Raw genomic sequence first — 13,029 nt, forward strand, 5'->3', positions numbered from 1 at the left:
GTACTGCAGGGGGGACCCTGTGGGAGAGTAGGACGCCGCCGAACAATCATTGCGAGGAAACCCCGCACCGGGAACGGTGCGGGGTTTTCTGCGTTGAGGGACTGTTGGGACTGGGCGGGGCCTTCTGGCCCCGCCGCTTACAGTCGCCCCGCCGCTTTCAGTTCCAGGTAGGCGTCCGCGAGAGCCGGAGGAAGCTCGTCCGGGGTGGCATCGACGACCGTGACTCCGTGTCGGCGGAGTTGGTCGGCGGTGCGCCGGCGCTCCGACTGGGCCTGTGCGGCCGCCGCGGCTTCGTAGACGGCGTCCGTGTGCCCGCGGGCCTCGGCCATCGCGGAGACGTGCGGATCTGCCACCGAGGCCACGAGCACCGAGTGGCGTCGAGTCAGCTGTGGCAGGACGGGCAGCAGCCCTTCCTCGATCGGGGCCGCGTCGAGGGTCGTGAGCAGGACGATCAGGGAACGGCGAGGGGCCGATCGGAGGGCGGTGGCGGTGAGCCCGCGCGCGTCCGTCTCCACCAGCTCAGGCTCCAGGGTCGCCAGGGCGTTGACCAGAGAGGGAAGGACGTCGCCCGCCGTGCGGCCCTGAAGCAGGACGCGAACTCGGCGGTCGTAGGCCAGGAGATCGACGCGGTCGCCGGCGCGGGAGGCCAGGGCGGCCAGGAGCAGGGCGGCGTCCATGGAGGCGTCGAGGCGAGGGGCGTCGCCCACGCGGCCGGCCGAGGTACGGCCGGTGTCGAGGACGAGCAGGATGTGCCGGTCGCGCTCGGGGCGCCAGGTGCGTACCGCGACGGTGGACTGCCTGGCTGTCGCCCGCCAGTCGATGGAACGGGTGTCGTCGCCGGGGACGTACTCGCGCAGGCTGTCGAACTCCGTGCCCTCTCCGCGCGTGAGGACGCTGGTGCGGCCGTCGAGTTCGCGCAGGCGAGCCAGTCTGGAAGGCAGGTGCTTGCGGCTGGTGAACGGAGGCAGGACGCGCACGGTCCAGGGGACCCGGTGGGTGCCCTGGCGGGTGAAGAGGCCCAGGGGGCCGTACGACCGGACGGTGACGCGGTCGGCCTGGCGGTCGCCGCGACGCGTGGGGCGCAGACGGGTGGTCGCGCGGCGGCGTTCGCCGGCGGGCACCGTCAGGCTGTGGCGGGAGGCCGCCGTCTCCGTGCCGGGCTGCCAGCTGCTGGGTGGCCAGGCGTCGCGGAGCCGGGCCCGGAGCGGGCGGTTGGACGGGTTGGTGACCGTCAGGGTGACGTCCGCGGTGTCGCCCAGGCGTGCGGACGTGTCGCCGGTGCGGGTGAGGCCCAGGCGGCGTACAGGGGCGGCCAGGGCGAAGTCGCAGACGCAGGCGGCGGCCAGCGGGGCGTTGACCGCGAGAATGCCCGTCCAGCTGGGGTCCCAGATGCCGACGGGGACGGAGCCCAGGGCCGCGATGAGCGCGGCGCGTCCGGTGAGCGCCATCAGCGGGGAACGGGGACGTGGGCGAGGATCGCGTTGATGACCGAGTCCGTGGTCACGCCTTCCATCTCGGCCTCCGGGCGGAGCTGGACGCGGTGCCGGAGGGTCGGGAGGGCCAGGGCCTTCACGTCGTCGGGCGTGACGTAGTCGCGGCCCGTGAGCCAGGCCCACGCGCGCGAGGTCGACAGCAGTGCCGTGGCTCCGCGCGGGGACACCCCGAGCGTGACGGACGGTGAGTCGCGGGTTGCGCGGCAGATGTCGACGACATAGGCGATGATCTCCGGGGAGACCGTCGTCTTGACGACCTCCGCGCGAGCGGCCTCCAGGTCGGCGGCGTTCGCGACGGGGCGCACACCGGCGGCGCGCAGGTCGCGCGGGTTGAAGCCGGCGGCGTGGCGGGTGAGGACGTCGATCTCGTCCTGGCGGGTGGGGAGGGGGACGGTGAGCTTGAGCAGGAAGCGGTCCAGCTGGGCTTCCGGGAGGGGGTAGGTGCCCTCGTACTCGACCGGGTTCTGCGTCGCCGCGACGAGGAAGGGCTCGGGGAGCGGGCGGGGCGTGCCGTCCACGGTGACCTGGCGTTCCTCCATGGCTTCGAGGAGGGACGACTGGGTCTTCGGGGGCGTGCGGTTGATCTCGTCGGCGAGAAGCAGGTTGGTGAAGGCCGGGCCGGGCTGGAAGGAGAACTCGGCGGTACGGGCGTCGTAGACCAGCGAGCCGGTGATGTCGCTCGGCATCAGGTCGGGAGTGAACTGGACGCGCTTGGTGTCGAGTTCGGTGGCCGCGGCGAGGGTGCGGACGAGAAGTGTCTTGGCGACTCCGGGGACGCCTTCGAGCAGGACGTGGCCGCGGCACAGGAGCGCCACGACGAGACCGGTCACGGCGGCGTCCTGGCCGACCACGGCCTTGGCGATCTCGGCGCGCAGGGCTTCGAGTGCGGTGCGGGCGTTGCCCGGGGCCGCGGTCTGCCCGGCGTTGTCAGTGGTCGGGTCCATCATGGACGGCGTACCTCTCTTTCGAGGGCGTCGAGTTGGTCGGCGAGGGCGATCAGGGCCGCGTCGTCGCCGGGCGGCGGGCCGAAGAGGAGGGCATGCAGGGGCTGTCCGTCGCCGTGTGCCTCGTGAAGGTGGGCGGACAGCGCGGGGAGCAGGGACTCGGGCGTGTGTGCCTGGGGGACGGGGACGCCTACGAGGGGGGCGAGGCGGGTGCGGGTGGCGGAGCGAAGAGCGGTGGCCGCGCGGTCGCGGGCGTTCGCCTTGCGGTAGAGGCGGGCGCGGCCTTCGACGGTTTCGGAGGCGCGGATCGCGACGGGGAGTCTTTCGGCCACCAGGGGGCCGAGTCGGCGTGCCCGCCACAGGGCGGCGAGGGCGGCGGCGATGAAGAGTTGCAGGGTGCCCCAGAGCCAGCCGGACGGGAGCAGGTCGAAGAAGCTGCGTTCGTCGTCCGGTTCGGGGAGTTCGGTGAGGGAGGGGAGGTACCAGACCAGGTGGTCGCGGGAGCCGAGGAGTTGGAGGGCGAGCGAGGCGTTGCCGTGCTCGTCGAGGCGGTTGTTGCGGAGGGTGTCGGGGGCGCCGAGGACGACGGTGTCGCCCGGAGGGCCCTCCGGGGACGCCTCCGTGGTCGTGTCGGGGACGCGCAGCAAGGTGGCCAGGCGTCGGCTGGGGTAGCAGGCGTCGGCTTCGAGGTGGGTGCTGTAGCGGATGCCGCCCGTGTCGGCGTCGCCCGCGCGCCGTGCCGCGGGCAGGTCGCAGGCGGGGGCCAGCGTCGAGTCGAAGCTGAGGGCGGGGTCGGCGGTGACGCCGGGGGCGAGGCGTTCGACGGCAGGGCCGCCGGGGGCGACGAGGACGGTGCGTCCCCCCGAGCCGTTGGCCGCGGACCACAGCGCCGTCTGCTGGCGTTCCGTCAGGAGGTCGGGGGCGGCGACCAGCAGGGTGGTGTCCGGGCCGGCCGCGGCGCGCGCCTCGTCCAGGGTGGAGACCACGCGCGTGGAGACCCCCCGGTCGGCGAGGAGTTCGGCGACGGCGCGGCTGCCGTAGGGGTCGGCGGAGCGCGGGTCGAGATCGCCGTGCCGGGCGTCGGAGCGGACGACGGCGATCGCGACGGCCCCGACGAGCAGCAGGACGAGGGCGAGCGCGATGCCCCGCGCGCGGATCCACACCTGGCGGGCGGTCGGCGAGGCCGGGGTGGTGGGGAGCGTGGCCTCGGTGGTCATTCGGCGGCTCCCCGGCGGGTGTCCCGGTCCGCGTCGCCGGTGGGGCCGCCGGCCGTGCTGCTCGCCAGGTGCGGCTTGCTGCGTTCCAGGTCGTGGTCGAGTTCGGTGAGGCGCCGGTACGACTGCTCGGTGCCGGGTCGGCCGCCGTATGTGACGTCGTCGAAGTCCCGTGCGGCGGTGTGCAGTCGGTCCCTGTGGGCGGGCAGGGCGCGGCCGGCCTCGGTGGCCGCCTCGTCGGCGGTGCGGCCGGGACGGGTGTCGAGCAGGGCGCGTTCCTCCAGGGCGCGGACGACAGCCCGCATGCGCTCCTGGACGGCCTGGTTCCAGTGTTCCTGGGCGGCGTGTGCCTGGGCGGCGGCGCGGTGGTCGGCGGCGCTGCGGGGGCGGTCGTCGAACAGGGTGGGCGCGGAGGCCGGCCCGCGGCGCGGGGTGCCCAGGCGCCACCAGAGGGCGCCCAGTACCGCCACGACGGCCAGGACGACGACGACCAGCCCGAGCGTCCCCCCGGGCGTCGCGGTGGACGCCCTGCTGAACAGCTCCTCGATCCAGTCCCAGAAGGCGTTGAGGGCCCGCTGGAACCAGCTGGGGTCGTTCTCGTGGTACATGCGCTTGGACAGTTCGCGCCGGGCGGCCTCCCGCGCGGGGTCGCGCGGGATCGTCACCGGCGGGTCGTCGCCGGAGCCCGCCAGCGACAGTACGGTGGCGTCGCCGGCGCGCGACGCGGTGCGTGCGGCGGTGCGTGCCAGCACCTCTGTGAGAACTCCCCCCGCCGGACTCACCGCATCAGCTCCCCGGGACGGCGCCGGGGGCGCCGGAGCCCCGGGTGCCGGCGGCACGTGCCAGTTCGAGGTCGAGGGCCTCGCGCCGGATGCGCTGGTCGATGTAGAGCAGCACGGTGACGCCTGCCGTGATCGGGAAGGTGATCATGGAGCCGATCACCGAGCCGATGCCGCTGACGACGAGGAACGTCCAGCCGAGGTCGCCGGTGCCCTCCAGGAAGCCGCCGACACCGTCGCCGCCGAGGGCCGCGGCGAGGAAGGTGAACGGGATGACGATGATCGAGGCGACCACGTTGGCGATGACCGTGGCGAGCAGCTGGATGCCGAAGACGCGCCACCAGGAGCCGCGTACCAGCTTCGCGGAGCGGCCCATCGCCTGCTTGATGCCCTGCTTCTCCAGCATCAGCGCGGGGGACGCCAGCGAGAAGCGGACCATGAGCCACACCGCGACGACGCCGCCCGCGAAGAAGCCCAGGGCGGTCAGGGCCACTCCGGCCTCGCCGCCTGCCGTGGCCGTGATGAGCAGGCCGGGTGTCATGCCGGCCGCGAGGAGAACGGCGACGATCAGGAGCAGCAGGACGATCAGGCCGAACAGCTTGAGCACTTGAGGGCGGGCGTCCCGCCACGCCTCGCCGGTGGTCACCGGCCTGCCGAGCACGGCGCGGCTGGTGACGCTGGTGAGCAGGGCGGTGGCCAGTACGGTGCCGATCAGGGAGACCAGGAAAATGACGCCCGAGTTGATCGTGGTGTCGGTCAGCGCGTCGCCGAGTTCGCTCAGGGTGGCGTCGGGGTCGTTGAGGGCCTCGGTGCTGGTGTTGTCCAGGACGAGGCCCTGGAGCAGCACGACGATGACCTCGGTGAAGACGGCGACGGTCAGGGAGATGCCGAGGACCGTGCGCCAGTAGGTGCGCATGGTGGAGACCGCGCCGTCGAGGATCTCGCCGACGCCGAGCGGGCGGAGCGGGATCACGCCGGGCTTGGCCGCGGGCGGGGGACCGCCCCAGCCGCCTCCCCAGCCGCCCTGCCCCCCGGGGGCGCCGTAGCCGCCGCCCTGCCCGCCGGGGCCTCCGTAGCCTCCGTAGCCGCCTGCGGGGAGTCCGGACGGCGGGGCGCCCCAGCCCGGGCCGGGAGGTGGAGGAGGCGGGGCCTGGCCCTGGTCCGCGGGACCGGTGGGCGCGGACCACTGGCCTGGAGGGGGCTGCTCCTTGGACCACTTCGTGCCGGGGCTCGTCGGTTCCGCACCCGGCCGGTCCGCGGGCGGTGCGGGCCGGCCGGGGCCGGCGGGGCGGTCGGCGGGCTCGGCGGGGCCGGGCGTGCCGGGCTCCCGCCCGTCGGACGGGGCGGATCCGGGCGAGGCCCAGCCCGGAGTGTCGTTCATCGTCGCTCCTTCACGGTGCCCGTCCGCGGTCGCGGCGGCAGGTTGGCCCATCGTGCCATGGGGGCGTCGGGTGCGGGCCGGGCGCGGTATGGGCTACGCACCTTCAATTGTCCGTCGTACAGGGGGCAGACTGACCACATGGCTGATCAGGACGCGCACAGCGGCGAGGGCACGCGGCCGACCGGGATGCCGGTCCTTCGCTGGGAGGAACCCCCCGAAGGGCCGGTGCTGGTCCTGCTGGACCAGACCAGGCTGCCGACCGAGGAGGTGGAGCTGGTCTGCACGGACGCGGCCGCGCTGGTGGAGGCGATCCGCTCGCTAGCCGTGCGCGGGGCACCGCTGCTGGGCATCGCGGGCGCCTACGGGGTCGCGCTCGCCGCCGTCCGGGGCTTCGAGGTGGAGGAGGCCGCGGCGGCGCTGGCGGGCGCCCGGCCCACCGCGGTGAACCTCGCCGTCGGAGTACGGCGGGCGCAGGCCGCCCACCGGGAGGCGCTCGCCAGGACCGGCGACACCCGGCAGGCCGCCGCGGCCGCGCTGACCGCGGCGCGGGCGCTGCACCGGGAGGACGCCGAAGCCAGTGCCCGGATGGCCGCGCACGGGCTGGCGCTGCTGGACGAGCTGCTGCCCGCGGGAGGGCACCGCGTTCTCACGCACTGCAACACCGGTTCGCTGGTGTCGGGCGGTGAGGGGACCGCCTTCGCGGTGGCGCTCGCGGCCCACCGCGCGGGGCGGCTGCGGCGCCTGTGGGTGGACGAAACGCGTCCCTTGCTGCAAGGTGCTCGCCTGACGGCATACGAGGCGGCCCGCAACGACATGGCGTACACCTTGCTCACCGACAACGCGGCAGGTTCGCTGTTCGCGGCGGGTGAGGTGGACGCGGTGCTGGTCGGAGCGGACCGCATCGCGGCCGACGGTTCGGTGGCGAACAAGGTGGGGAGCTATCCGCTCGCGGTGCTCGCGAGGTACCACCATGTGCCGTTCATCGTGGTGGCTCCGGTCACGACGGTGGATCGGGACACGCCGGACGGGGCGTCCATCGAGGTGGAACAGCGTCCCGGATATGAAGTGACCGAGGTCACAGCACCCCAGGTGCCGGTGGCGGGAACGGGAGGCGGAATTCCGGTGGCACCCCTGGGGACCCAGGCGTACAACCCGGCGTTCGACGTGACTCCGCCCGAACTGGTGACGGCGATCGTCACCGAGGAGGGCGTGGTTTCGCCCGTGACGGCCGAGGTTCTGGCGGAGCTGTGTGCCAGGTCACCCCAGGTAACGATTAGCTAATGGGATGATGTCGTTTATGAAGGGACGAGTCCTTGTCGTCGACGACGACACCGCACTGGCCGAGATGCTCGGCATTGTGCTGCGTGGTGAGGGTTTTGAGCCATCTTTCGTAGCCGACGGCGACAAGGCGCTGGCCGCCTTCCGGGAGACCAAGCCGGACCTGGTTCTGCTCGACCTGATGCTGCCCGGTCGGGACGGCATCGAGGTGTGCCGCCTGATCAGGGCGGAGTCGGGGGTGCCGATCGTGATGCTGACGGCGAAGAGCGACACCGTCGACGTCGTGGTGGGTCTGGAGTCGGGTGCCGACGACTACATCGTGAAGCCGTTCAAGCCGAAGGAGCTGGTGGCCCGTATCAGGGCGCGTCTGAGGAGGTCCGAGGAACCGGCACCGGAACAGCTCGCCATAGGCGACCTGGTCATCGACGTGGCCGGCCACTCCGTGAAGCGGGACGGACAGTCGATCGCGCTGACACCGCTGGAGTTCGATCTGCTGGTGGCGCTGGCCCGGAAGCCGTGGCAGGTGTTCACGCGTGAGGTGCTCCTCGAGCAGGTCTGGGGCTACCGGCACGCCGCCGACACCCGGCTGGTCAACGTGCATGTGCAGCGGCTGCGCTCCAAGGTCGAGAAGGACCCGGAGAAGCCGGAGATCGTGGTGACCGTCCGCGGCGTCGGTTACAAGGCCGGGCCGAGCTGACATGACCAGGGACAGTGCCGCTTCGGCGCCCGGGTCCGGTGCCCGCGCCGGACGGCCTGTCGGCCACCCGCGCGCCGGCTCGCGCTTCAGCCGCATGCTGGAGGGCGGGCTGCTGCACGGCGGAATGCAGGGCAGCCCGGTGCTCCGTCTCTTCACGCGCTGGGTGCGCCGTCCGCTGCTGCCGGTCATGCGGCTGTGGCGGCGCAACATCCAGCTCAAGGTCGTCGCCACCACCCTGCTGATGTCGCTGGGCGTGGTGCTGCTGCTCGGGTTCGTGGTGATCGGGCAGGTCCGCAACGGACTGCTGGACGCCAAGGTGAAGGCATCCCAGAGCCAGGCCACCGGCGGGTTCACGGCCGCCAAGCAGAAGGCGGAGGAAGCGGCGAGCGCCAGCGGCGACGACAGCACCCCGGCGGACGGCCGTCCCGCGCAGAACGTCATCCAGTGGATGAGTGAGCTGGTGAAGTCGCTCTCCAGTGGCGGCCAGGGCGCCTTCGACGTGGTCACCCTCCCCATGGGCGGGGACAGCGGCAGCGGGCGCGGCCCGCGCGCCTCCGGTCTGGTCGACTGGTCGGCCAGCGTCCCCGAGAACCTGCGCGAGCGCATCGACGGCAGTACCGCGGCGGCCCAGAGCTACACCCGGATCGTCTACAACTCCGACCAGGCGTCCCAGCCCGGACTGGTCATCGGCAAGCAGGTCAACGACCCGAACGGTGAGCCGTACCAGCTGTACTACCTCTTCCCGCTCACCCAGGAGGAGAAGTCCCTCAGCCTGGTCAGGGGCACCCTGGCGACGGCCGGGCTGTTCGTCGTCGTCCTGCTCGGGGCCATCGCCTGGCTCGTGGTGCGCCAGGTCGTCACGCCCGTCCGGATGGCGGCGAGCATCGCCGAGCGGCTGTCCGCCGGGCGGCTGCAGGAACGTATGAAGGTCACCGGCGAGGACGACATCGCCCGGCTCGGCGAGGCCTTCAACAAGATGGCGCAGAACCTGCAGCTGAAGATCAGCCAGCTGGAGGACCTGTCGCGGATGCAGCGGAGGTTCGTCTCCGACGTGTCGCACGAGCTGCGGACGCCGCTGACGACCGTACGGATGGCGGCCGACGTCATCCACGACGCGCGCGTGGACTTCGATCCGGTGACCGCGCGGTCGGCCGAACTCCTCGCCGACCAGCTCGACCGGTTCGAGACGCTGCTCGCGGACCTGTTGGAGATCAGCCGCTTCGACGCGGGCGCCGCGGCTCTGGAGGCCGAGCCGATAGACCTCAGGGAGGTCGTACGGCGGGTCGTCAGCGGTGCGGAGCCGCTCGCCGAGCGCAAGGGGACGCGGATACGCGTCGCGGGCGACCAGCAGCCCGTCGTCGCCGAGGCGGACGCCCGGCGCGTGGAGCGCGTGCTGCGCAACCTGGTCGTCAACGCCGTCGAGCACGGCGAGGGCCGGGATGTCCTCGTCAAGCTCGCCTCCGCCGGGGGCGCGGTAGCCGTCGCGGTGCGCGACTACGGCGTCGGACTCAAGCCGGGCGAGGCCACCCGGGTCTTCAGCCGCTTCTGGCGGGCCGACCCGGCACGCGCGCGTACCACCGGCGGCACGGGACTCGGCCTGTCGATCGCCCTGGAGGACGCGCGGCTGCACGGCGGCTGGCTGCAGGCCTGGGGTGAGCCGGGCGGTGGTTCGCAGTTCCGGCTGACGCTGCCCAGGACCGCGGACGAGCCGCTCAGGGGTTCGCCGATACCGCTGGAGCCGACCGACTCGCGCCGCAACCGCGGGCTCCACGACGCGGGCCTCACCGAGACGGCACTGCCGCACGGCGCGGACAAGTCGGTCGGCGTCCCGGCGCAGGTGTCCGCCGGGCAGGCGCCCCCAGCCCCCGCGCGGGGGTCGATAACGCCGAGGCAGGCCACGTCGGCCCCCACGGCCGACCCGACGGCGCTGCCGGGCAACGGCGCGCGCGTGGTGCCGAGGCCCGCGTCGGGCGCCCGGAGACAGGACGGCGGGCCGGCCCCGGAGGCGGGGAGCCGCCCGGACGCCGTACCGGAGGATTCGAGCAGGCAGGGGGAGGCATCTCGTGGGCGCTGACCGCGAGGGGAGCGGTCGGCGGGGACCGGCACGCGTGATGGCGTACACCGTCAGTGGCCTCGTACTGCTGGCGGGCTGTGCGTCCATGCCCGACAGCGGCGACCTGCGGGGGGTGGAGTCCACGCCCCGGCAGGACCCGCAGGTGCGGGTGTTCGCGATGCCGCCGCAGGAGGACGCCCCGCCCGCCGATATCGTGCAGGGTTTCCTGGAGGCGCTGACCAGCGACGATCCGCACTACGAGACGGCGCGCAAGTACCTGACCGGCGACGCCGCGAAGAACTGGCGGCCGGACCGGTCGGCGACGGTGCTCGCGGGCGGCCCGGGGACCGAGTCCGACCACTCGGGAAGCCGCGAGGACGGCAACGACTACTCGGTCACCCTGACCGGCACCAAGGTCGCCACGGTGGACGCGCAGCAGTCGTACTCGCCGGCCGCCGGCCCGTACCGCGGGTCGGTGCACCTCACCCGGGACAGCAAGAGCGGACAGTGGCGCATCGACGTGCTGCCGCAGGGCGTCGTCATGGGGAAGTCGGACTTCCAGCGCAACTACATGTCGGTCAACCGCTACTACTTCGCTTCCAGCACCGCGGTCGCGGCGGACGCCGAGGCCGCTTCGAGCCGGGAGCCGGCGGCCGTCGCCGACCCCGTCTATGTGCGCCGGCGTGTGGATCCGATGACCCAGGTGGTGAAGTCCCTGCTCAGCGGGCCGACGAGCCTGCTCGGCCCCGTGGTCAGGTCCAGCTTCCCGAGCGGAACGGCGCTGGCGAAGGACGACGTCGTCCTGGCGCCCGACGACCGCAGCAAGCTGACCGTGCCGTTGAACGACAAGGCGGCCCGCGTCGGGGCGGACAGGTGCGACGAGATGGCCGCGCAGCTCCTCTTCACGCTGCACAACCTCACCCCGGCGGTGGAGGAGGTCGATCTGCGCTCGGGCGGCAGGCAACTGTGTTCGCTCTCCGAGGACCGGGCCGACACGGTCGCGACGCGCGGTTCGGCGCAGCGGCCCGACTACCTGTACTTCGTCGACGACGAGGACCGTCTGGTGCGGATCGCCGCCGGCAGCGACGGGACCCGGGCCGAGCCCGTGCCCGGCCCCCTGGGCGAGGGCCGCAAGGCCCTGCGGGCGGTGGCGGTGTCGCGCGACGAACACAGTGCGGCCGGGATCGGTCTCGACAGCAAGTCGCTGTACGTCGGTTCGCTGGTGCCGGGCGGTTCGCTCGGCGACCCCGTACTGATCAGCCAGGGCAAATCGGAGACCGACCGGCTGGCATCGCCCAGCTGGGACGCGCGGGGCGACCTGTGGATCGCCGACCGCGACCCGGCCGACCCGCGGCTGCTGCTGCTGAAGGCGGGCGCGGGTGATCCGGTGGAGGTGCGGACGCCGGGCCTCGACGGTCGGGTCCAGGCCGTACGGGTGGCTGCCGACGGGGTGCGGATCGCGCTCGTCGTGGAGAAGGACGGCAAGCGGTCGCTGCTCATCGGACGGATCGAGCGGGACGAGAAGGACGGCGCACCGCCTGCGGTCACCGTTCTCGCACTGCGCTCCGCCACCCCCGAGCTGGAGGAGGTCACGGCGATGTCGTGGGCCGGCGACAGCCGGCTCGTGGTGGTCGGACGCGAGAGCGGAGGCGTCCAGCAGATCGGATACGTGCAGGTCGACGGCTCGACGCCGGAGGCTTCGGTGCCCGCGGCCCTGACCGGTGTGAAGGAGATCGCCGCGACCGAGGACGAGCGGCTGCCGCTGGTGGCGTATTCGGAGGACCTGATCGTGCGGCTGCCGTCCGGGCTGCAGTGGCAGAAGGTGGCGGAGGGGAGCGCGCCGGTCTATCCGGGGTGAGGGTCCGGCCGTCTCCGGCCGTTTCCGGCGGTCTCCGGCGGGGGCGGCGGTGCCGGTGCCGGTGCCGGTCCGTGCACTGCGGTGCCCGGCTGTACACGGCTGTTTCCGGGGGAGCGTTCACTCGTGCGGGGGATGCGCGAGGCTTGGCGTCCGGAGTTGTCCACAGGAGATCGGGCGACGTTTTCCACAGCCCTGGCGAGGGTTCCGAGGGCGTTGGCACAGTGGTGGCCATGCGGGGAATGCGGGAATTGCGCGGATGGTGGACGGACCTCACGGACCTGGTGCTGCCGGCGGAGTGCGGAGGCTGCGGCAGGGCTCGGGCGGTGCTGTGCGCCCGGTGCCGCAGGGCCCTGAGCGGGATCGCGCCGTGCCGGGTGCGTCCGGAGCCGGAGCCACCCGGCCTGCCTGTGGTGCACGCGGCCGCCCCGTACGCGGACGAGGTGCGGGCCGCCCTGCTGGCTCACAAGGAGCGGGGTGCGCTGGCCCTCGCGGGACCGCTCGGCGCGGCACTGGCGGGGGCGGTGCGGGCAGGTCTCCGGGAGGCGCGGCCGGGCGTCGGTGACGCGAGCGCCGTACGGGCACGGGACCCGGTGCTGCTCGTGCCCGTGCCCTCGGCGCGCAGGGCGGTGCGGACGCGCGGGCACGACCCGGCGCGGCGGATCGCCCTCGCGGCCGCGGGGGAGCTGCGGCGCACCGGGACGTCCGCCCGGGTGCTGGCCGTGCTGCGGCAGCGGTGCGCCGTGGCCGACCAGTCGGGGCTCGACGCCCGGCAGCGGCTGGTCAACCTCACCGGCGCGCTGGCGGTGGCTCCCGGTGGTGGCGGACTGCTGCGTGGCGGTGGTCCGGTCGTCCTGGTCGACGACCTGATGACGACGGGCGCGTCGCTGTCCGAGGCGGCACGTGCCGTGCGCACGGCGACGGCCGGTCCTGACGGGACCGGCTGGGCTGATCGGACGGGTCGGACGGGTCGGCGCGGATTGATCGCGGTGCGGGCCGCCGCCGCTGAGTCGCGGACGGGACCCGACACGTACTGGAGCGCGAGATCGGCTGTGTATCCGGCGGCGGCAGGGGAAGGCAGAGAGGAACGGAAGACCGAGCCCCGAATGGCGGGCTGGTACGGAGGCGGTGGCGTGATCCGTGAAGCGATCTGCGCGGCAGTGGTCGCGGCTTCACCAGATTCTTTCGAAACAAACCGGAACTGACTGAGAACTCACGCCGTTGCAGGTAATAAGAGGGCTAATACTCCAGCTGTAGATCGCGATCTTGCTGGTCGGGGCTGGTCCGGGAACGGGTGCGGCCACCGGTGATCATCGGTGTGTGAAGACAGAAGAT

Annotated in this window: 10 protein-coding genes; 5 read left to right on the top strand and 5 right to left on the bottom strand. The window is 73.1% G+C overall.

Translation table 11 applies throughout. The annotated features are described in order from the left end of the window. Nucleotides 1-137: 137 nt before the first annotated feature. The 5 genes from ACGFYH_RS36670 to ACGFYH_RS36690 are packed head-to-tail and all read right to left on the bottom strand — an operon-like array spanning nucleotide 138 to nucleotide 5,811. Entirely contained in the window at nucleotides 138-1,448 is a 1,311-nt protein-coding gene (locus tag ACGFYH_RS36670; protein WP_393807503.1) for a DUF58 domain-containing protein, read from the bottom strand. Beyond that, complete coding sequence (locus ACGFYH_RS36675) at nucleotides 1,448-2,437, bottom strand: AAA family ATPase (protein WP_393807504.1); 990 nt, start codon at nucleotides 2,435-2,437, stop codon at nucleotides 1,448-1,450. The genes ACGFYH_RS36670 and ACGFYH_RS36675 overlap by 1 nt, the downstream gene beginning before the upstream one ends. Continuing rightward, entirely contained in the window at nucleotides 2,437-3,654 is a 1,218-nt protein-coding gene (locus tag ACGFYH_RS36680) for a DUF4350 domain-containing protein (protein WP_393807505.1), read from the bottom strand. The genes ACGFYH_RS36675 and ACGFYH_RS36680 overlap by 1 nt, the downstream gene beginning before the upstream one ends. Beyond that, nucleotides 3,651-4,400 (bottom strand): DUF4129 domain-containing protein, encoded by a 750-nt coding sequence (locus ACGFYH_RS36685; RefSeq protein WP_393807511.1) that lies wholly within the window; start codon nucleotides 4,398-4,400, stop codon nucleotides 3,651-3,653. Before ACGFYH_RS36685 ends, ACGFYH_RS36680 begins: the two co-directional genes overlap by 4 nt. 37 nt (nucleotides 4,401-4,437) lie before the next feature. Then, nucleotides 4,438-5,811 (bottom strand): glycerophosphoryl diester phosphodiesterase membrane domain-containing protein, encoded by a 1,374-nt coding sequence (locus tag ACGFYH_RS36690; protein WP_393807506.1) that lies wholly within the window; start codon nucleotides 5,809-5,811, stop codon nucleotides 4,438-4,440. Nucleotides 5,812-5,949: 138 nt separating this feature from the next. On the opposite strand from ACGFYH_RS36690, the gene mtnA reads away from it, so the two are divergent. From mtnA to ACGFYH_RS36715, 5 genes are all read left to right on the top strand, one after another. Then, on the top strand, nucleotides 5,950-7,092 hold the full coding sequence (mtnA, locus tag ACGFYH_RS36695; RefSeq protein WP_393807507.1) for an S-methyl-5-thioribose-1-phosphate isomerase: 1,143 nt from the start codon (nucleotides 5,950-5,952) through the stop codon (nucleotides 7,090-7,092). A 4-nt stretch (nucleotides 7,093-7,096) separates the two neighbouring features. Continuing rightward, nucleotides 7,097-7,786, top strand: coding sequence for a two-component system response regulator MtrA (mtrA, locus tag ACGFYH_RS36700; RefSeq protein WP_003975799.1), 690 nt, complete (start codon nucleotides 7,097-7,099; stop codon nucleotides 7,784-7,786). A 1-nt stretch (nucleotide 7,787) separates the two neighbouring features. Continuing rightward, nucleotides 7,788-9,860, top strand: coding sequence for an MtrAB system histidine kinase MtrB (mtrB, locus tag ACGFYH_RS36705; protein WP_393807508.1), 2,073 nt, complete (start codon nucleotides 7,788-7,790; stop codon nucleotides 9,858-9,860). Then, nucleotides 9,850-11,697: an LpqB family beta-propeller domain-containing protein gene (locus tag ACGFYH_RS36710; RefSeq protein ID WP_393807509.1), complete on the top strand. Its 1,848-nt coding sequence runs from the start codon at nucleotides 9,850-9,852 to the stop codon at nucleotides 11,695-11,697. The genes mtrB and ACGFYH_RS36710 overlap by 11 nt, the downstream gene beginning before the upstream one ends. A gap of 230 nt (nucleotides 11,698-11,927) precedes the next feature. Then, entirely contained in the window at nucleotides 11,928-12,899 is a 972-nt protein-coding gene (locus ACGFYH_RS36715; protein ID WP_393807510.1) for a ComF family protein, read from the top strand. Nucleotides 12,900-13,029: the final 130 nt, after the last annotated feature.

It is taken from the genome of Streptomyces sp. NPDC048392, from assembly GCF_043200575.1.
GTDB lineage: Bacteria > Actinomycetota > Actinomycetes > Streptomycetales > Streptomycetaceae > Streptomyces.